This is a genomic window from Dyella sp. (genome assembly GCF_036384435.1).
Taxonomy (GTDB): Bacteria; Pseudomonadota; Gammaproteobacteria; order Xanthomonadales; family Rhodanobacteraceae; genus GSA-30.
This window is the reverse complement of the sequence record NZ_DASVMI010000018.1, coordinates 35666-54049: the sequence shown is the minus strand read 5'-3', so window position 1 is coordinate 54049 and position 18384 is coordinate 35666. Positions and strand designations below refer to the sequence as shown.

The 18384-nt window shown below is 61.7% G+C and carries 19 protein-coding genes; 10 read left to right on the top strand and 9 right to left on the bottom strand.

The window, feature by feature from the left end; translation table 11 throughout:
* Window positions 1-153: 153 nt before the first annotated feature.
* The 3 genes from VF436_RS01530 to VF436_RS01520 all read right to left on the bottom strand — a co-directional run bounded on the left by VF436_RS01530 (window position 154) and on the right by VF436_RS01520 (window position 4037).
* On the bottom strand, window positions 154-876 hold the full coding sequence (locus tag VF436_RS01530) for an SPOR domain-containing protein (RefSeq protein ID WP_330902208.1): 723 nt from the start codon (window positions 874-876) through the stop codon (window positions 154-156).
* Window positions 877-2580 carry an arginine--tRNA ligase gene (gene argS, locus VF436_RS01525; RefSeq protein ID WP_330902207.1) on the bottom strand — a complete coding sequence of 568 codons (1704 nt, stop codon included), beginning with the start codon at window positions 2578-2580 and terminating at the stop codon, window positions 877-879.
* Between the two features lie 518 nt (window positions 2581-3098).
* Window positions 3099-4037: a LysR family transcriptional regulator gene (locus VF436_RS01520; protein ID WP_330902206.1), complete on the bottom strand. Its 939-nt coding sequence runs from the start codon at window positions 4035-4037 to the stop codon at window positions 3099-3101.
* Between the two features lie 240 nt (window positions 4038-4277).
* Between VF436_RS01520 and VF436_RS01515 the strand changes: the two genes are divergently transcribed.
* From VF436_RS01515 to VF436_RS01475, 9 genes are all read left to right on the top strand, one after another.
* Window positions 4278-5501 carry an acyl-CoA dehydrogenase family protein gene (locus VF436_RS01515; RefSeq protein ID WP_330902205.1) on the top strand — a complete coding sequence of 408 codons (1224 nt, stop codon included), beginning with the start codon at window positions 4278-4280 and terminating at the stop codon, window positions 5499-5501.
* A complete protein-coding gene (locus VF436_RS01510; protein WP_330902204.1) occupies window positions 5498-6568 on the top strand; it encodes a phosphotransferase family protein in 1071 nt (356 codons plus the stop codon). The genes VF436_RS01515 and VF436_RS01510 overlap by 4 nt, the downstream gene beginning before the upstream one ends.
* Entirely contained in the window at window positions 6510-7262 is a 753-nt protein-coding gene (locus VF436_RS01505) for a histidine phosphatase family protein (protein ID WP_330902203.1), read from the top strand. The genes VF436_RS01510 and VF436_RS01505 overlap by 59 nt, the downstream gene beginning before the upstream one ends.
* 46 nt (window positions 7263-7308) lie before the next feature.
* Entirely contained in the window at window positions 7309-8079 is a 771-nt protein-coding gene (locus tag VF436_RS01500) for an SDR family oxidoreductase (protein ID WP_330902202.1), read from the top strand.
* Window positions 8080-8094: 15 nt separating this feature from the next.
* Window positions 8095-8883, top strand: coding sequence for an SDR family oxidoreductase (locus VF436_RS01495; protein WP_330902201.1), 789 nt, complete (start codon window positions 8095-8097; stop codon window positions 8881-8883).
* Window positions 8884-8904: 21 nt separating this feature from the next.
* Complete coding sequence (locus VF436_RS01490) at window positions 8905-9918, top strand: NADP-dependent oxidoreductase (RefSeq protein WP_330902200.1); 1014 nt, start codon at window positions 8905-8907, stop codon at window positions 9916-9918.
* 323 nt (window positions 9919-10241) lie between these two features.
* Window positions 10242-10532 (top strand): hypothetical protein, encoded by a 291-nt coding sequence (locus VF436_RS01485; RefSeq protein WP_330902199.1) that lies wholly within the window; start codon window positions 10242-10244, stop codon window positions 10530-10532.
* A gap of 35 nt (window positions 10533-10567) precedes the next feature.
* Window positions 10568-11068, top strand: coding sequence for a hypothetical protein (locus VF436_RS01480; RefSeq protein WP_330902198.1), 501 nt, complete (start codon window positions 10568-10570; stop codon window positions 11066-11068).
* Between the two features lie 67 nt (window positions 11069-11135).
* A complete protein-coding gene (locus VF436_RS01475; protein WP_330902197.1) occupies window positions 11136-11462 on the top strand; it encodes a RebB family R body protein in 327 nt (108 codons plus the stop codon).
* 15 nt (window positions 11463-11477) lie between these two features.
* On the opposite strand, the gene VF436_RS01470 is transcribed toward VF436_RS01475, so the two are convergent.
* Both VF436_RS01470 and VF436_RS01465 read right to left on the bottom strand, forming a co-directional pair.
* Entirely contained in the window at window positions 11478-14315 is a 2838-nt protein-coding gene (locus VF436_RS01470; protein WP_330902196.1) for a type 2 lanthipeptide synthetase LanM family protein, read from the bottom strand.
* 266 nt (window positions 14316-14581) lie between these two features.
* Window positions 14582-14773, bottom strand: coding sequence for a DUF6229 family protein (locus VF436_RS01465; protein WP_330902195.1), 192 nt, complete (start codon window positions 14771-14773; stop codon window positions 14582-14584).
* An 832-nt stretch (window positions 14774-15605) separates the two neighbouring features.
* Here VF436_RS01465 and VF436_RS01460 point away from each other — a divergent pair.
* Window positions 15606-15899, top strand: coding sequence for a DUF6916 family protein (locus VF436_RS01460; RefSeq protein ID WP_330902194.1), 294 nt, complete (start codon window positions 15606-15608; stop codon window positions 15897-15899).
* Here the strand turns inward: VF436_RS01460 and VF436_RS01455 are convergent.
* From VF436_RS01455 to VF436_RS01440, 4 genes are read right to left on the bottom strand one after another with little or no spacing between them, the layout of a single operon-like run.
* Complete coding sequence (locus VF436_RS01455) at window positions 15892-16392, bottom strand: GNAT family N-acetyltransferase (protein WP_330902193.1); 501 nt, start codon at window positions 16390-16392, stop codon at window positions 15892-15894. The two genes, VF436_RS01460 and VF436_RS01455, sit on opposite strands and share 8 nt — an antisense overlap.
* A 49-nt stretch (window positions 16393-16441) precedes the next feature.
* Complete coding sequence (locus VF436_RS01450) at window positions 16442-16978, bottom strand: phage tail protein (RefSeq protein WP_330902192.1); 537 nt, start codon at window positions 16976-16978, stop codon at window positions 16442-16444.
* 52 nt (window positions 16979-17030) lie between these two features.
* Window positions 17031-17558, bottom strand: coding sequence for a phage tail protein (locus tag VF436_RS01445; protein WP_330902191.1), 528 nt, complete (start codon window positions 17556-17558; stop codon window positions 17031-17033).
* A gap of 54 nt (window positions 17559-17612) precedes the next feature.
* Window positions 17613-18146, bottom strand: coding sequence for a phage tail protein (locus VF436_RS01440; protein WP_330902210.1), 534 nt, complete (start codon window positions 18144-18146; stop codon window positions 17613-17615).
* Between the last annotated feature and the right edge of the window lie 238 nt (window positions 18147-18384).

Below are 18384 nucleotides of genomic sequence, written 5' to 3'. Positions count from 1 at the left end.
CTGGACCCTCATCCCTCGCGAACCCGTAGCTTGGCGCGTTGATCGGGTGGCCCGCAAGCCGTTGGTCCGAATATCGGCATACACGGACGGCGAGTGGATACCGCACAACAAAAAGGGCGCCGAAGCGCCCCTTTTCCTCATGCCGTCAGCGGCTTACTTGCCTTCTTTCAGGGCGATGGCGCTGATACCGGCCGAGCGCAGTCGCTGTTGCGTGGCTTCCAGTTCGGTGGCCGATTTGAACGGGCCCAGGCGCACGCGGTTGTACGTCTGCCCGTTCACGTTCACTGTTGCCACGTTGGCCACGAAACCTTGCAGTGCGAGCTTGGCCTTGAGGCTTTCTGCCTCCGATGCGCTGGGCAGGGCGGCCACTTGCAGCAGGTATCCGCCACCCGTGCCCGACGCGGCTGGCTGGGCGGGAGTGGCGGGCGCGGCCGTGATGTTCTCGGTCACCGCGTTCGGCGCGTTTGCTGGCGGCTTCTGCTGTGCGGCGGCTTGTTGCTGCTGGGCCGCGGCAGCTGCCTGGGCCGCCTGCTGCTTCTGCTGCTGTTCGGCCTTGGCCTGGGCGCTGATCACCGCGTCGGGAATGCGGACTTCCTTTTCCGACAACACCGAGTAGAAGTCGTATTGCGGCTTCTTGGGCGCGCCGCCATCGGCCGCCGGCGGTTGTTCGGCTCCGGCATCGCTACCGCGCTGGGCCGTCGCCTGTGGGTTGGCTTGCGGAACATCGCCGGATTTGCCGCCCATCGGCAGGTGGCTGCGAGCCAGAACCATCAGTACCACGCCAATCAGGACGCCGATGATCGCCCAGCCCCAACCGGGCATGCCACCGTTGCTGTTGCGCACGGCCTGACGGCCTTTACCCTTGCGTGGTGCCATTTACATCTTCTCCGGGGCACTGAGACCCAGCAAATCCAGACCGTTGCGGATGACCTGACGCGTGGCGACAGCCAGCGTGATGCGCGCATTGCGCACGGTGGCGTCGTCCACGATCCATTTGTGCTCGTGATAGTAACTGTGCAGGGCACCAGCGAGATCGCGCAGGTATTGGGCGATCAGGTGCGGTTCCAGATTGACGGCGGCGGCTTCGACGATTTCCGGGTAACGGGAAATCTCGGTCACCAATACCTGCTCGTGCTCGCTGTCGAGCGTGGCAAGCTGGTCGATACCCGCTTGCGTATCTACGGCGGGCAGGCCACGTTCGGCCAGTTCCTCCAGCACGCGGCAGACGCGGGCGTGGGCGTACTGGATGTAGTAGACCGGATTGTCGTTGCTCTGCGAGCGGGCCAGGTCGATGTCGAAGACCAGTTGCGAATCGGCCTTGCGGGCGATCAGGAAGTAACGCGTCGCGTCACGGCCGGCTTCCTCGATCAGATCGCGCAGAGTCACGTAGCTGCCGGCGCGCTTGGAGATCTTCACCTCCTCGCCACCGCGCATCACCGTCACCATCTGGTGCAGCACATATTCGGGCCAGCCCTTGGGGATGCCGCAGTCGAGCGCCTGCAAACCCGCCTTCACGCGGGCCAGGCTGCCATGGTGGTCCGAACCCAGCTCGGTGATCGCGCGCTCGTAGCCACGTTGCCATTTGCTGAGGTGATAGGCCACGTCCGGCACGAAATAAGTGTAGGTGCCATCGGACTTGCGCATGACGCGATCCTTGTCGTCACCGAAATCGGTGGAGCGCAGCCATAGCGCGCCGCCTTCCTCATAGGTGTGGCCATGGGCGACGAGCTCACGCACGGTCTCTTCCACCTTGCCGTCCGTATACAGCGAAGACTCAAGGAAATAGGTGTCGAAATGGACGCCATAAGCCTTCAGGTCCAGGTCCTGCTCGCGGCGCAGGTAGGCCACGGCGAACTGGCGGATGGCGTCCAGATCATCCGCATCGCCCGCGCCCGTCACCCACTGGCCGTCTGCCTCGACCGATTCACGGGCCAGGTAGGCGCGGGCGACCTCGGCGATATAGTCGCCGCGATAACCGTCTTCCGGCCAGCCGGCGGTGTCGGGTGCGATACCCCGTGCCCGGGCCTGGGTGGAAATGGCCAGGTTGTTGATCTGCACGCCAGCGTCGTTGTAGTAGAACTCGCGCTTGACGTTCCAGCCGGTGGCATCGAGCACCCTGGCCAGGGTGTCGCCAATGGCGGCCGCGCGGCCGTGTCCCACATGCAGCGGACCGGTCGGGTTGGCCGACACGTATTCCACGCCGACGGTTCTGCCGTTGCCGTGGGTGCTACGGCCGTAGCCCTCGCCTTCCTTGAAGATGCGCTCGGCGATGACCGAGGCCATGCCGGAGCCCAGGTAGAAGTTGATGAAGCCCGGGCCGGCGATCTCGACACGATCGATGCGCAATTGCTGCATCCCTTCGGGCGGCAGCGCGTCGACCAGTTGCTGGGCCAGATCACGTGGCTTGGCTCGTGCCGGCTTGGCCAGCAGCATCGCGGCATTGGCCGCGAAGTCGCCATGGTCGCGGTTGCGCGTGCGCTCGATAACGAAGCTTGGCACTTCGAGGTCGGCGGGCAGGGTGGCATGGGCCTGCAGGGTACGAATCGCCTGCAGCAGCAGGTCGCGCAGCTGTTCTTTCACGGTCGAGGGTCGGCATGCAATGGAACCGACAATCCTAGCAGACCCGGGAGGTTACGCCCGTGCGCGGTATCGGCAATGCCCCTCGTGCTGGGGGTAAGCTTGTGGATAACTCTGTGGGGAAGCGAGCGGCGCGTGGGCGGCCTGATGGGCAAAAAGACGCTGAAATCTGCTTGAAATGAAAAATATTATTTAAAATCAATAAATTGCATCGTCAATCTCACGTCGCTGAAATGTTAGGCCTGCAAACGACGGTGCGACGCCTTATGTGCATAACTCTGTGGCTTGTGCATAAGCGGGCTGACATGAGGCGCGTCACGTCCTTGTCATGCCGCACTGCCACACTTATCGGCATACCTCCCCGACACCCTCCCCGTCGGATCGAGGTATTGAGAACCCGTACCTCTCAATCCTCCCCAAAAAACGGTTCTGACGGCGCGCTCCCCGCGCCGTTGTTTTTTTGTGCGCCGGCGACCCCGTTGCGGCCCGCCTGGTGCCCCGCATCGCGATTGAAATCGCTCCTACGCCTTGCCGTGGATCGTCTTGTGTCCATCGGGAACGATGCCTCCCATGGCTTCTTTCATCCGCGCCCGAAACCACGCATGCGCAGGATCGTTGTCCTTCGAGTCATGCCAGTAAGCAAGGATCGGGAAGGCTTTCAGGCGCAATGGCAGCGCATGAGTGACGATGGGCAGTTGGCTAGCCACATGAGTGGCGTATGACTGTGGCAGGGTCAGCAGCAGATCGCTGGCGGCGACGATCTGGCAGGCCGAAAAATAATGCTGGCAGACCAGTCGCACCTGTCGGGTCATGCCGTTCTGGCCGAGCAGGATATCCAGGGCATTGGGCTCGCCCAATGGTGAGACGGTGACGTGTTCGGCGGCCAGGTAGTCGGCTCGTCGCAGCAGCGCGCTCAAGGGATGCGCATGGCGCATCGCCACCACCAACGTTTCATCCAGCAGATGCTGGCGTGCGATGCGTGGGCCGGCCCGCAGTGGGCGGTCGACCGCAAGGTCCAGTGTGCCCGTGGTCAGTTCACGCTCCACTTCGTCGGCGGCAACGCGCCGGCTGACCAGCCGTACCCCGGGTGCCTCACGTTCGATGCGTGCCATCAGGCTTGGCAGCACCGTCGATTCGAGGATGTCGCGAAAGCCCACCACGAACTCCATCGCCAAACGCGATGGCGAGAAGCTGGGCTGGGTATGCGCGCTGGCCAGAAGGGCCTGCAAGTGCCACTGCACCGCCGGCATCATCGCCCGCACCTTCTCGGTAGGCACCAGCCGGTTGCCCTGGCGCACGAACAACGGATCGCCCAGGTGCTCGCGCAACCGCCCCAGCGCATGGGTCACCGCCGGCTGGGTCAGATGCAGCACCCGTGCCGCCGCGCTGACACCCCCGTGGGTGTAGATGGCATCCAGCACACGAAAGAGGTTGAGGTCGATGCGGATATCGCGGTTCATGACGCCTCAGGGCCGGAAGACAAATGACAAAGACAAGGGCGACAGGAAGCCCATCCCAGGATTGCCAGATCCTCTCTGCGACCCTTGATGCCACGACCCTCATGCATCAATGCGCTCTCGCTGCTCGCCTTTCGTCCCATTCCAGGTTATTCGTCAAATGAATGTGCCTACATAAAGCACATTCATTTCAATTATCGACCTCCCCGGGCGTACCCTGCAACGATTCACGAGGAGGTCGCCATGGATTTTTCTCCGTCCGAGCGCAGCCAGCAGCTTGCCGCCAAGCTGTGGCGCTTCATGCGTGAACACGTACAGCCGGCTGAATCGGTCTATCGCCAGCAGCTTTCCGGCAGTGGCGATCACCGCCACTGGCGGCAGCCGGCGATCATGGAAGCGCTGAAGCGCCAGGCGCGCGAACAGGGCCTGTGGAACCTGTTCATGCCCGAGCTTTCCCAAGGCCTGGGTCACGCCGAATACGCGCCGCTGGCCGAGATCATGGGGCACTCGTTCATCGCGCCAGAAGTCTTTAACTGCTCGGCACCGGATAGCGGCAACATGGAAGTGCTGCATCGCTACGGCTCGGCCGAGCAGAAGCAGCAGTGGCTGCTACCGCTGCTCGACGGCACGATCCGTTCGGGTTTCGCCATGACCGAGCCAGAGGTCGCCTCCTCCGACGCCACCAACATGCGCGCCACCGCGCGCATGGACGGTGACAGCGTGGTGTTGGACGGGCGCAAGTGGTGGACGACCGGCGCCGGTCATCCGCACGCACGCTTCGTGATCTTCATGGGCCTGAGCGATGCCGACGCCGAGCCGCATCGACGCCACAGCATGGTGATCTGTCCACTCGATGCGCCCGGTGTGAACGTGGAACGCATGCTGCCGGTATTCCACGACCTGGACGAGCCATCCGGCCATGGCGAACTGAGCTTCGATGCCGTGCGCCTGCCGCGTGACCATGTGATTCTTGCTCCCGGCGCGGGTTTCGAGATCGCGCAGGGTCGCCTTGGCCCTGGCCGCGTGCACCATTGCATGCGCGCCCTGGGTGCTGCCGAGCGTGCCTTGTCGCTCTTGTGCGAGCGCGCCGCCGCGCGCATGGCCTTCGGCAAGCCATTGGCGCAATTGGGGGGTAACGCCGACATGATCGCCAACCTGCGCATGGCGATCGAACAGGCGCGTCTACTCACCCTCAAGACGGCGTGGACACTCGACACCCAAGGCAGCAAGGCCGCGTTGAGCCTGATTTCGCAGATCAAGGTCGTCGTGCCGATGGTGGCGCAGCAGGTGGCCGATGCGGCGATCCAGATCCACGGCGGTGCCGGCCTCTCCGACGATTTCCCACTGGCGCGCCTATATGCCTACGCTCGCGTGTTGCGGTTAGCCGACGGCCCGGACGAAGTGCATCGCGCCGTGGTGGCGCGCCTGGAAATGAAGTCGCAGCACGCCGCGAAGGAGCAGGCATGAATATGTTGACCGATCCGTTGCGGGCGGTGCGCGAAGAAGATGCTTTCGATCTCGTACGCCTGGATGCTTTCCTCAAGGCACAGGTGCCCGGGTTGGAGGGCGTCCCGCAGGTGCACCAGTTTCCTGGGGGCGCCTCCAACCTGACCTATCTGCTCGCCTACGCCAATCGCGAGATGGTGTTACGGCGCCCGCCTGCGGGTGCCAAATCCAAGGCCGCGCATGACATGCTGCGCGAAGCGGGCATCATGGCTGCGTTGCGCAACAGCTATCCGTACGTACCGCGCATCCTCGCGCGCTGCGATGACGACATGGTGATCGGCGGCGACTTCTATGTGATGGAACGCCTGCACGGCAGCATCCTGCGTCGCGACCTGCCGGCGTCCTTGGGATTGGATGCCGCTGGCGTGCGCCAGTTGTGCCTGGGATTCGTCGACAGGCTGGTCGAACTGCATCGCGTCGATCCTGCCCGCGCCGGTCTGGCGGATCTGGGCAAGGGCGAGGGCTATATCGCACGCCAGGTCAGCGGCTGGACCGAGCGCTATCGCCAGGCCATGACGGAAGGTGCCGATGCTTGCGATGACATCATGGCGTGGCTCGACACGCATCGTCCCGCCCACGACAACGGTCGCTGCGTGATCCACAACGACTACCGCTTTGACAACGTCGTGCTGCATCCAGACGATCCACTGCGCATCATCGGCGTGCTCGATTGGGAAATGGCCACCATGGGCGATCCGCTGATGGACCTTGGCGGATCGCTGGCCTACTGGGTGCAGGCCGATGACGATCCGGTGTTCCAGTCGTTCCGGCGCCAGCCCACCCACGAGGCGGGCATGCTGACGCGTGCCGAAGTGGTGGCCTATTACGGGGAGCGCACTGGTCGTGACATGCCTTCGTTCGATTTCTACGAGGCATTCGGGCTGTTTCGCCTGATGGTGATCATCCAGCAGATCTATCGGCGTTTTGCCCTGGGCCAGACCACCAATCCGCAATTCGCCGGCTTCGGCGATGCGGCGCGATACATGGGGCAGCGCTGCCGTCGCGTCATCGCCCGGACACGAGGCTGAAGCCGTGCGGGAGTTGTTGCTGATCCGTCACGGACAGGCCAGTTTCCATGACGACGACTATGACGTGCTGTCACCGCTCGGTGAGCAGCAGTCGCGCGCCCTGGGGCAATGGTTCGCGGAATGTGGCACGCAACCGGAACATGTGGCGATGGGGCCGCGCGTACGCCATCGCGATACCGCACGGCTATGCCTGGAGGCGGCCGGCGTGCAGGCAACACCGCACAGGCTCGATGGCCTGGATGAAGTCGATCACCAGGAGCTGTTGGCGCGCCAGCGCCCGGACCTGGCTGAGGCCTCGCAATTGCGCGAGGCGTTGCGCAAGAGCGAGGACCCCAAGCGAGCCTTCCAGATATTGTTCGTCGCGTCGATTCGTCGCTGGATGAGCGGCGAGCACGATGCGGAATATCGCTGTACCTGGCCGCGGTTTCGCGCCAACGTGCTCGATGCGCTGACGGCGATGACCGCCACCCCGGCCACCACCATGTGGGCATTCACCTCCGGTGGCCCGATTGCGGTCATGGTTGGCACCTTGTTGCAGGTGCCTGAGCAGCACGTGTTCGATCTAAGCTGGTCGCTGGTCAACAGCGGCATCACACGCGTGCGCCTGGGATCGCAGGGCGCAAGCATCGCCACTTACAACAGCTGGCCGCACCTGGAGCGTGGCCAGGCTCGCGCGTGGATCACGTTGCGATGAATCCCTGCATGTTCCTTTCCGTTTTTCCGTTACCGAGAGACTTGCCATGACATCGACCCATCCCTTCGACCTCAGCGGAAAGATCGCCATCGTCACCGGCGCCAGCCGTGGCATCGGCGCGGAAATCGCACGCCTGCTGGCCGGCAACGGTGCGCACGTGATCGTATCGAGTCGTCGCCAGGACGATTGTCAGTCGGTCGTCGATGACATCGTGGCACAGGGCGGATCGGCCGAGGCGATCGCCTGCCACATCGGTGAACTCGAACAGATCCAGGCGCTCTATGACGCCGTGCAGTCGCGCCATGGCCGGCTGGATATCCTGATCAACAACGCCGCGACCAATCCCTATTTCGGGCATATCCTGGATACCGAGCCGTCGGTATTGCAGAAGACCGTGGACGTGAACATTCGCGGTTACTTCTATATGTCCACGCATGGTGCGCGCCTGATGGCGCGTCATGGTGGTGGCGCCATCGTCAACGTCTCTTCGGTCAACGGCGTGGTGCCGGGCTTCCAGCAAGGCATCTATTCCATCACCAAGGCTGCCGTCATCTCCATGACCAAGGCATTCGCCGTGGAGTGCGCCGAGCAGGGTGTGCGCTGCAATGCGCTGTTGCCGGGCCTGACCGATACCAAGTTTGCCTCCGTGCTGGTAAACACGCCGGCCATCCTCAAGCAGGCATTGGCCCATGTGCCGATGCGTCGCGTGGCGCAGCCGTCCGAAATGGCAGGCGCCGCGCTGTATCTGGCATCCGACGCCGCTTCATACACCACCGGCGCCATCCTCAACGTGGATGGCGGCTATCTCAGCGTCTGATCGAAGGGAGTCATCATGAGTGTATCCATTCAGCCGCGCGCAGCCGGCAAGAAAGCTTTCATCACCGGCGCCGCCGGTGGACTTGGTGCCGCGACCGCACGCATGCTCGCGCGCCATGGTGCGCAGGTATTCCTCACCGATATCGACGACGATGCGGTGGCTGCCGTGGCGCACGAGATCAACGACACCATTGGGGCCACCGTAGCGTGGTCAGCAGCGCAGGATGTGCGTGAGGAAGCCATCTGGGTCGAACGGCTGGAGCAGGCTGTCCAGGCCATGGGTGGCCTGTCGGTACTGGTCAACAACGCCGGTATCGGATCGCTGGGCGGTGTCGAGCAGATCGAGCTGAAGGAATGGCGACGCGTGATGGGCATCAACGTGGAAAGCATCCTGCTTGGTTGCAAATACGCGTTGCCCTATCTGCGCCAGGCCCAGCCGGCCTCCATCGTGAACATCTCCTCGCTGGCGGCCTTCAAGGTCGATCCCGATTACACCGCCTACAACACGTCCAAGGCGGCCGTGGCCATGCTCACCAAATCGGTGGCGATGGACTGCACGAAGCAGAAAATCGACGTACGCTGCAATTCCATCCATCCGGCATTCATCCGCACTGGCATCGTGGCGCCGTTCTTTGATGCATTGGGCGAAGACGAGGCCACACGTAAGCTCACGCGTGGCATTCCCATGCGTCGCCTCGGCGAGCCCGATGATGTGGCGTACGCCGTGTTGTACCTGGCCAGCGACGAAAGCCGCTACATCACCGCCGCGGAGCTGGTGATCGACGGCGGTGCACGCGCCATCTGACGCATCGACAAGGACTCACCCATGACTACCCTCAATCGCCAGCTTCGGCTGAAAGCCCGCCCGGAGCAGCTCGTCGGTCCGGAGCATTTTGATCTTGTCCAATCACCTGTGCCTGAACTGGCCGAAGGCCAGGCGCTGGTTCGCGTGCTCTACCTGTCGATGGACCCGACCAATCGCGTGTGGATGAGCGACGTGCCGCAGTACATGCCGCCCGTGGCGATCGGCCAGACCATGCGTGGCCTGGGACTGGGACGCGTCGTTGCTTCGCGTTCGGCGCATTTTGCCGAAGGTGATCTCGTGCAGGGCCTGGTCGGCTGGCAGGATTACGCCGTCATCGACGATAAACGGGCGAAGGATTGGGTCAAGCTGCCGCCACACCCGCCGGTGGCGCTGCCGACCTTGCTCGGGGCCTGTGGCTTCAGTGGGCTTACGGCGTATTACGGCCTGACCGACATCGCGCCCGTGCAAGCCGGCGAGACCTTGGTGGTTTCGGCGGCAGCCGGCTCGGTAGGTTCGATCGCCGGCCAGATTGGCAAGCTGCGTGGTGCCCGGGTGGTGGGCATTGCCGGTGGCGCGGACAAATGCAGGCACCTGGTCGAGGATCTCGGCTTCGATGTTGCCGTTGATTACAAGGCTGAGGATTTCAAGAAGAAGCTCGCCGAAGCCACACCCGATGGCGTGCATGTGAACTTCGAGAACGTCGGTGGCGCGGTCATGCGCGCGGTGATGTCGCGCATGGTCAACGACGGGCGTGTTGCACTGTGTGGATTGATCGCCAACTACGCGGCCAGCGGCCGCCCTTCCGACGATTACAGCGTGATCATCGTCAAGCGCCTGACGGTACGTGGTTTCCTCGTGTTTGACTACCGCGACGCCGAGAAAGGTGTGCGAGAGTTGACGCAATGGGTGCTGCAAGGTCGCATCAAGGCCGGTGAAACCGTGACCGAAGGATTGGAAAACGCACCGAAGGTACTCAACCGCCTGTTCGATGGCTCTACGGTGGGCAAGCTTGTGTTGAAAGTGGGCGATGAGTGAGGCTGCTCGCAAGCGAACGGCGAAATCGCGCCTGGCGGTTCTGAAATCTCCAAGCCGCAGGCTTATCGAATGTGTGTCACGGCGCGACGCGATCAAGTCATGGGTTCGTCCCCTCCACTGGCCGGCGCTCAACGACACAAGACGAACGCCGTGCCACGTCCTTGCAGGACGAATAACTCGCTCGCCAACCTGCTCTGGAACTCAAGTTCGGCGCACACCCGCCGTATAACCCTCATGGCGCTCGTGGCCTTGCGGTATCGACAAGCCGCCGTGGCGCGAAGCGGCAAGCGGGCAGACATGCCACGGACTCATCAGGGATATGCATGGTAGACCTCACGAACGATCAGCACGCAGATGCCATCAAGCAGGCGGTCCAGGCGCTCGCCAGTGACATACCTGCCAGTGCGGTCCAGGACATGACCGATCGCATGGCCGGTCTCGTAGCCGATTCGGCCGCGCGCTATTTCCAAGGTGACATCAAGGCTGCACTTGCCGCACAGGCGGTATTGCTCAGGCAGATGGCCGATAACGGTCTCACGCATCAGCCGGGCGCGGTGCTTTCCAACGACCTTCCGGTCCAGACATCCGAAGCATCGGACGCGCCGCAAGGCTGAACGTGCGGTCAGGCGAATCTTCTAGGAGAACATGCATGAACGATGATCATATTGTCAGTCCTACGACCCGGATGATCGCGGAAAAGTATCTCGGACGACCGCTTGTTCCTGCCGAGATGCAGATGCTTGCGCAATACGAGCGCGCCCATGCCGAGGCTCCGCGAGAAGCGGGCGATGCCCAAGCTGTGCGAGCACAGGCACAGTGGCTTGCCGAGGGAGGCGCGGAGCGCTCCCAGGCGCGGGTCCGCGATATTCTTCAGGTGCTTCAACATAGTTCGCAGAAGGCCCAGGACACCCAGAAGCGAGCGGAGCAGGAGATACTCAAGACGGTGGAGCGCGCTAACTCGTTGTCTGGCCTGCGCCCAACCGAGCCCCCTGCCAGCGCGCCAGCGGTGGGAAATGAAACCGTGAACCAGATTGCCGACCGGCTGGCCAAGCTCGTCAAGGATGAAGTCGAGAAAGCATTCCAAAGCCAGTTCGGTGCCTTGCAGCGGCAACTGGACGAAGCGGTTCGTCTGCTCAAGGAAACACGTTAGCGCGACAAGTTGGTATGAATGATGCAACCCGAGTTCGCGGTTTCCTCATATCCCTGGGAGCAGGACGATGGCTTTTCCAACGAACGTCAATGATCAGATCACCGACGCGGTGACCCAGTCCAACGTCAAGGTGGTCGCCGAGGCGCCAGCCATGGCGATGGGTACGATCTACCAGAGCATGGCGCACTCGACCGGCATCCTGTTCGAGAACGCCGTGGCGGCCCAGCAACAACAGAACACCCTGACCCAGGCGGCAGCCAACCAGGGCGTTATGCAGATCTACAGTCTGGACACCACCGCAGCTGCCGGCGCGACCGAAAAAGTGGCCCAGACCGGCATGGCCGATAACCTTTCCAGCCTGCTGACGGTGCTGAAGGCATTTCGCCAGGATTGACGGCCGCACAGTGCCTCAACCAGCCCGGCTGCCCTTGCGCAAGGCCTCTTCCTGCAGTAACGGCGACGCCAGCCGGCAATCGGGATGCATGCGGCTGAGGCTGTGTACGGCACCAGCCAGGCCGGTCATCAGGCCTGGCGTGAATGCGCCCCGTGTCATGCCGCCAATCACGCCGTGATCCTCGATGGCCGTCACCACGTGCGCCATCGCCATATCGCGATCGGAGGGCGATCCCTCCGGGTCCAGTTGCGAGGCACGTGTAAACAGCTCCCACAATGAAAAATCGCCATGGCAAAGCGTGTGATTGGCCCCCCAGGTATCCTGCGAGGCGGCCACGGCGCGGCGTAACGTATGCAAATAGCGAGTGTCCTGGGTGCGTGCATATAGATCGCAGGCAGCCAGGCCGATGCCCACGCTGCCGTTGCACCAGGTGTGAAAGCTTTCACTGATGTCGCGTTGGCGTACATCCAGCCAGTTGCCGGCGATGTCGTCGTATAACGAGTCCTGGAACGCAAATGCCGCATGTGCCAGTTGCTGCCAGCGTGAGCGATCTGCCGTGCTGCCGGCATGGCTCAGCGCGACGCGCATCAGTGCCCAGCCGATGCCGGTCGCGCCATGTGCGAACCCACCGATCGGTTCGGCGAACATCTCCGAGGGCCAGCAGGCACCGCGCTCGTCAATGCGCGCCCGCGATTCAAGGTGGTTGGCTGCCCGTGCGGCGAGCGCCAGCCAGTGGTCGTTGCCAGTCACACGAGCCAGTTGCAACAGTGGCACGATGACGCCGCTGCTGCCATCGAGGATGTCGAACAGGCGGTCGCCGTCGAAGCCCTCGCGTTCGAGTGCCTGTGCGCTTCGCACGGCATGTTCGACCCAGGCCGTGCGCGGCAACAGGTCGTGCAGGGTCAGCCAGGTCCAGATCTGCGCGCCATAGCCGGTGAAGCCGCCGATGGTGCGTGGTTTGTCCGTATCCAACGCCCGCAGCATCTGCAATGCCCCTTCCAACGCGTCGCCCAGGCCGGCAACGGGATTGGCGCGGCCGTCGTCCACTTCGCGGCGGTAGCCGGCCAGCGCCACCACGACACCCCCGAGCCCGAAATACACATCGCCCTGTAGCGGTTGCACCATCCACCCAGCATGACTGGTTTCCGGAGTGATCCAGGTGACCGAGCCATCGTCGCCGCGCACGGCCAGGCGCAGTAGTCGCTCGACGGCGTCGCTGGCCAGGCGGCGTCGACGTGCTTCCAGATGGTCGCTATGCAACTGGCGTGCGCCGTACTCGCGTAGTTCCTTTGCCCACTCGGTGCGCCGGTTGAGCGAGGTGGTCACCAGCGCGCTGCGGATCGTCAGTTCTTCCAGGTCCACGCGCATGGCGCGCCAATCGGCATAGGTTTCAGCGATGCGCGTCGAGGTGAGCGGGGCACTGAATACCGGAATGTCACCATAGCGCAGGTCGTCGATCTCACCCCGGATAGCCCAACCCGACGACGGCGCGATCGGTACGACGCGCGCATTGCTCGACAGCAGACCATGTACGCGCTGCATGGCCTTTTCCTCGTCATGCAGCGAAGCCGGATGCCACAGCATGCGACCGAGTTCGACGTAGACCTGGGTAGGACGCAAAATATCCCGCACCTGGCAGCCCTCGAAGCTGTCGAGCAGGGGTCTTAGCCGGTCTTCGGCATCCAGTTGCCGCAGCCGATGGGTTGCTTGCAGAAAGCCCTCGCTGAGGTCATCCCAATATTGGGAAACATCGGGGTTAGGGTCCGGGTGGTTCTGGGCTGGAGGCATCGAGGCATCGACCAGTTGCAGGCGCGCCTGTGTAGTGCCGTCATTGACGATGACCGGTGCTTGCAAGATGGGTTGCTCGCCGGGGAGGCCGCCGGCCGCCGACAGGTCCACGCCGTTCAAGCCCAGGGCAGGCGCTCGGAACGGCACGATGCCGGTGCGCAGCACGGAATGGCGGATCAACGTCTGGGCAACGTCATAGGCATGGCCGTAATGGGATGGCCGTCCGCGAGGCAAGGTGGCGAACAAGCTTTCGACGTCGATCACGACCGGCACCCGGCCGCAGGCAATGAGATTTTCCTGGTGGATGTCGGTGCCACCCAGAAGCCGTAACACGGCCAACCAGTGCCCCAGGCCGCGATAGAACGCGTGCAGCTCGCTATCGTCGCGGCAATAATCGTGGCGTGCGAACGCCGCCCAGCCGTAGACGCCGCGGTCGATCGCCTGCGGCACGCGAATACGTCCATCGTTCTGGCCGAAGACCACGGCCAGAAATGTTTCCAGGCATCGATCGACACGTAGCGAACGCGGCTTGTACATCACGATGCCGCCCTCCAACGTCAGCTTTGCCACGGATTGCCCGCCAAGGTGCAGGTCACCCTGGCCTAGTTCGATGCCAAGCAATGAGCCTCCCGGACGCCCCAGCAGGAAAGTCAGCGCCTCACGATCGGTGATGAAGCGATCCACGAGGTATTCCATAGCCTGGCGCTGCTGTTGCAGTGTCCGCTCCAGGCGTGGCGCGAGAGCAGGATAGCGCTGTGCAAGATGTTTCCTGAAAGCGGGTTTGCATGCGATGGCGATGAATTGCGCGAAGCGTTCGCTTTCATCGCCATCGCCCAATTGCTCGCCGATGCGAGCGGCATGCAATTCGATCAACAGTACGCGATTAAGCTTCAGGCGCGCATTTTGCCGCAACGCTTCATTGCCCGCTTGCGCGATGAGTTCGATTTCGTGCGGTCCAAGTTTTGAAGACCAGGCGATCAGTCTTGCTGCGAAATCATCGCGCGCCGATTCGGTAAAGCGTTCGATGATCGGAGCAAACCCTTCATGGATAGCGGATTCGGCCATGGGATGTCTTCGCTTGTGTGAAGTCCTTGGGGAAACAGCTCGGAGTGGCTGATTTGGGATGCTGTGAGCGCTAGAAGATCGGTTAGTTAACGAGCACAAGTCGAGGGCTGCCGAAAATATAGCCCCGGCAATGGCTCTCCATAAGCCCAACATAGGCGACAAGAGGTAGCCAAGCGGCCTCGCTACGCATCCCTGATCTTTCGACCATAAGCAGCTGGAAACCGGCGCGCGGGTGTTGGCGCCCCGCGCGCCGTTTCGTCAAGCCATCAACAACAGGCGCAACCGCCGTTCGGGCGGCACGACGCCGTGGTAGCGCTGGTCAGCATGTTCATGCCCGCGTCCGGGCTGCTCATGGCTTCTTCGGTAGTGGCGTCACCGGCCATGAATAGCGGACCGGCTGGATTGTCGAAACTGTCCGAGCCGCTGAGCCAGCTTGAAACGATATCGTCAGTCTGCATGAGTCAGGTTCCTCCAGATCGTTTTCGAAAGAGATGCCTTTGCCGGCCCGCCCGAGAAGGGCAGGAGCGGTAAAAGCGCGGTTTCCAATCGTTCGGCGCGTCGGGAATCAAGCGGCCGGCCACCCGGTAGCGACAGGGGGTGGCGGCCATAACCTATAGTTATTTGCGGCCGTGAAATGCTGCATTACTTCGCATTATTGACATGCGCCATGGTTGGGTGACGCTAAAAATCAGTGATTTGCTGATTGGCGCATGTTTCGAAGTAGCTTTCCTGTTGCAAGGGCCAAGTCTTTGAGTCGTAAGCGAGGGATCGCGCAACTGACCACGAGTCCACCAGGTCGGCACGTCAAGTCCTTGCTTGAACCGATCCTGTTGAGCTCGCTCACGAGCGAAGGACACGAAGTAAAAACAACGGGTTGTTGGCCGAAGAAACATCAGCCGAACGCCAGTCATGCAACGCAGATAAGTCCATGAACGATACGACTGACGCGCGTGTCTTCAGCGGTGACATCATCCGTGGGTTGCATGGTCGACCATGACTTGGGGCGGCCGCATCCGCACTTGCCATATCTCAAGTAAAAGGTTTCATGGCAAGGTGTTCTCAGGATGACGATGTGGCTCGGCAGTCGCAACACGCTCAAGCGCGCGGTAAGGATCAACCATGACGAGCTGCTGCTCGCCGATCTATATCTCGCGCCATGTTCCCAGTGTTCCCGTTGCAAGGAACCACGATTTTTCGATGCGCGTGCGCCGAGAACAAACTCGGGCAATTTTCCTTATTGAAAGCTGCGCCGACCTTCGGCATGCTCCCCATGACTTGAGGGGATATGACATGCAGTTTCTGCAACTCGATCATTTTGCCGGCCATCTGAACGAAACCTTTTACGTAGACATCGACCAGGTGCGCACGCCTTTCGTGCTGGTCGAGGCGCGTCCGTTGCAATACCGTCCGATGCCGGGCCTGGTGCGCGCGCCATTCTCCCTGCTGTTCCGCAACGAGTCGGCCATCTTGTTTCCACAGCGCACTTACACCATGAATATCGATGGCATGGGTGAGTTCGGCATCTTCCTGGTGCCGATCGCACGCGACAAGGATGGTTTTATCTACCAGGCCGTCTTCAATTGATCGATTGCCAGCGCATTGCCAGGTAGGTGCCTTCCTCTGCGATCGATCGAAACCCGAGTCGTTCGTAGAGGCGCCTGGCATGTGGGTTGTACACATTCACATGTAGCGAAACGCCAAGCCCTTCACCCCCTGCTTGTACTTGCAGGTGTTTGATCAATGCCGAGCCAAGTCCCTGGCCTTGCTGGTTGTCGACAATGCTGATGTCGATGATGTGGTAACCCGCGGCGAGCTTTTCGACGTACAGTCGTCCGATCGGCCGCCCCTGGTGTTCGATGATCAGGAATTGCGCAGTGCCGAACTGGTTGACGTAGTGCCGGTGTTGCAGCGCGAACTGGTCATCGAGGAATCGTTCGAGCATGTCACGCGGCCATGGTACGGCGGCCAATTCCTGCGCGCGGGTCTGGCCATAAAGCCGCCGCAGGAACGGCATGTCCTCATCGATAGCATGGCGTAGCACCAGCGATCGTGCCGCCCAGGTGGGCGGCACGGCCATGGCTGGCGCGTCTGGTATCGGAAAACGAACTGGCGTCACCTGAGCGCTGTTACTGGAAGCTCGGGAACATGCCTTCCAGGGCGATACAGAAATTCACTGCCAGAAATGGCTGGCGATTTTCGTGCGGAAGTCCGCTACCCGTCTGGACTAGTGCTTGCGGTGCGAATGCGGAATTTGCGGGTGGCGCCGTGTACGGCAAGGTCGAGGTGTTGTGTGAATTGGAAAGATAGACACCATTGGTGGGCATGCCGGTACGCTTGGTGGCATCGGCCTGACTGTATAGAGATACCAGATGATTGTGTGCAGGCATTTCATCAATGGTCAGCGCCACACTGTCGGTACCGGTTGCCGCGCCGACCTGCCTCTGTGAGAGGCCAGGGCCCTGGCCCTGGGAACACGCTGTGCGATTGGCGAAGTTCGGTAGTTGGAAGTTGCTCGTGCCATTACCGCCATAGCTGACGCCGAGAAGCGCGTATAGCGAGCTGAACTGTGAAATCTGCAGCGTTTGGCCCTGGCACAGCGCCCAGCCTTGCGGTGCGAAGTTGAATCCAAAGAGTTGGATCTCGCCGATGTAATTTGTGCTCATGCTTTTCCCCAAAGGAATGTGATAGCTGCTAGCGCGAACAGCGGCCCGTTCTTCAATTCTGCGTGGGATAGACGCCTTGGTAGGCGATACAGAAAGATACTGGCAGCGTAGGCATCATGTTCGCGTGTGGCTGAGTTCCACCCACGAACTGAACCATCTGTCCGAATAACTGCACCACAGTTGCGCCGGTTGCGTTGGTTGCATATGGCGTATCTGTCGACTGAGCAGCAAGCTGGGTACCTGACGGCGAGTTACTGTTGCCCAGCGTGGTCGTCACCGCCATGATGTGGCTGTGGGCAGGAAGTTGTGCGACGAGAACCGTGACCTGTTCGGTGCCTGCGGATGCTCCCAAGGGGTACTCCGAAAGGCCTGTGCCCTTGCCCTGGTGAATCGGCACGCGGCCGCGCAGATCCGGTAAGGCAAAGGTGGTGACGCCGTTGCCGCCGTAGGTCGTGCCAAGTAGCGAGAATAGTGCCTGGTATTGCGCGACGGAAAGCAATGCCCCATTGCATGCTAGCCAGCCGGTTGGGATTCTGGGAAAGCCGAACATGCGGATTTCGCCGAGGTATTGATCACTCATGCTATGAGCTCCTGTTCCTGTTTGAGAGCGGTATGCAGATCGATGTTCTCGGCATCATCCGCGAGACGGATATATACCGCTCAACGCGATCATGAAGTTGATCGTGAGGAAGGGTTGCACGTTCGAATGAGGTTGCGAACCGCCAGTTGTGGAAACGCAGGCTTGATTGAGTCCAACCTGGGAGCCGGGGGCAGCGTAGAGCGGCTCCTGGGTGCCGGTTGACGCATAGATGTTCGAGGTGGGAAGTCGTGTAACGCCAGCATTGGTGGTCACGCCAACTGCATGCGTGTGCGCAGGCATTTCGCTTAACAGCAGCGAGACTTGTTCGACACCATCGAGCTCACCTTGCACATAGGGAGTGGGCTGCCATGCAGGATCCTGCGAGGGGCCGGCCCCAACGGGCGTACGACTGCGCAGATCCGGAAGGGCAAAGGTGACGCTTCCATCGCCACCGTACTGCGTGGCAAGCAGACTGAACAAAGCAGCATTCTGCGAGATCGGAAGAATTTGTCCGTTGCACATCGCGAATGTTCGCGGAGCAAAGTTGAAGCCGGCCATCATGATCTGGCCTGTAAAGACGTCGGTCATTGCATTGATCCCCAAGTTAGTGACCCTGAGCGTCACAATTGGACATATTTGCCGCAGGAAAATATGCCAATCAAATGACAGCCTGGCATCGACGTTGATAAGCAAAACGACGGATGTTCCATGCCGAAGCCATCCATGCATGCCATTTCATCAGCCGTGCGGCGTGCCCAGGGCCATGCGAATGGTCATCTGCTTGAGTGACTCTTAAACACTCTCGCCTACGGCGCGGTGCTTTGAC

Bases quoted from the DNA above. Each gene is read 5' to 3' on its own strand.
- VF436_RS01530 (WP_330902208.1), bottom strand. From the start codon at position 876: ATGGCACCACGCAAGGGTAAAGGCCGTCAGGCCGTGCGCAACAGCAAC.
- VF436_RS01520 (WP_330902206.1), bottom strand. From the start codon at position 4,037: ATGAACCGCGATATCCGCATCGACCTCAACCTCTTTCGTGTGCTGGAT.
- VF436_RS01515 (WP_330902205.1), top strand. From the start codon at position 4,278: ATGGATTTTTCTCCGTCCGAGCGCAGCCAGCAGCTTGCCGCCAAGCTG.
- VF436_RS01510 (WP_330902204.1), top strand. From the start codon at position 5,498: ATGAATATGTTGACCGATCCGTTGCGGGCGGTGCGCGAAGAAGATGCT.
- VF436_RS01505 (WP_330902203.1), top strand. From the start codon at position 6,510: ATGCGGCGCGATACATGGGGCAGCGCTGCCGTCGCGTCATCGCCCGGA.
- VF436_RS01500 (WP_330902202.1), top strand. From the start codon at position 7,309: ATGACATCGACCCATCCCTTCGACCTCAGCGGAAAGATCGCCATCGTC.
- VF436_RS01495 (WP_330902201.1), top strand. From the start codon at position 8,095: ATGAGTGTATCCATTCAGCCGCGCGCAGCCGGCAAGAAAGCTTTCATC.
- VF436_RS01490 (WP_330902200.1), top strand. From the start codon at position 8,905: ATGACTACCCTCAATCGCCAGCTTCGGCTGAAAGCCCGCCCGGAGCAG.
- VF436_RS01485 (WP_330902199.1), top strand. From the start codon at position 10,242: ATGGTAGACCTCACGAACGATCAGCACGCAGATGCCATCAAGCAGGCG.
- VF436_RS01480 (WP_330902198.1), top strand. From the start codon at position 10,568: ATGAACGATGATCATATTGTCAGTCCTACGACCCGGATGATCGCGGAA.
- VF436_RS01475 (WP_330902197.1), top strand. From the start codon at position 11,136: ATGGCTTTTCCAACGAACGTCAATGATCAGATCACCGACGCGGTGACC.
- VF436_RS01470 (WP_330902196.1), bottom strand. From the start codon at position 14,315: ATGGCCGAATCCGCTATCCATGAAGGGTTTGCTCCGATCATCGAACGC.
- VF436_RS01465 (WP_330902195.1), bottom strand. From the start codon at position 14,773: ATGCAGACTGACGATATCGTTTCAAGCTGGCTCAGCGGCTCGGACAGT.
- VF436_RS01460 (WP_330902194.1), top strand. From the start codon at position 15,606: ATGCAGTTTCTGCAACTCGATCATTTTGCCGGCCATCTGAACGAAACC.
- VF436_RS01455 (WP_330902193.1), bottom strand. From the start codon at position 16,392: ATGGCCGTGCCGCCCACCTGGGCGGCACGATCGCTGGTGCTACGCCAT.
- VF436_RS01450 (WP_330902192.1), bottom strand. From the start codon at position 16,978: ATGAGCACAAATTACATCGGCGAGATCCAACTCTTTGGATTCAACTTC.
- VF436_RS01445 (WP_330902191.1), bottom strand. From the start codon at position 17,558: ATGAGTGATCAATACCTCGGCGAAATCCGCATGTTCGGCTTTCCCAGA.
- VF436_RS01440 (WP_330902210.1), bottom strand. From the start codon at position 18,146: ATGACCGACGTCTTTACAGGCCAGATCATGATGGCCGGCTTCAACTTT.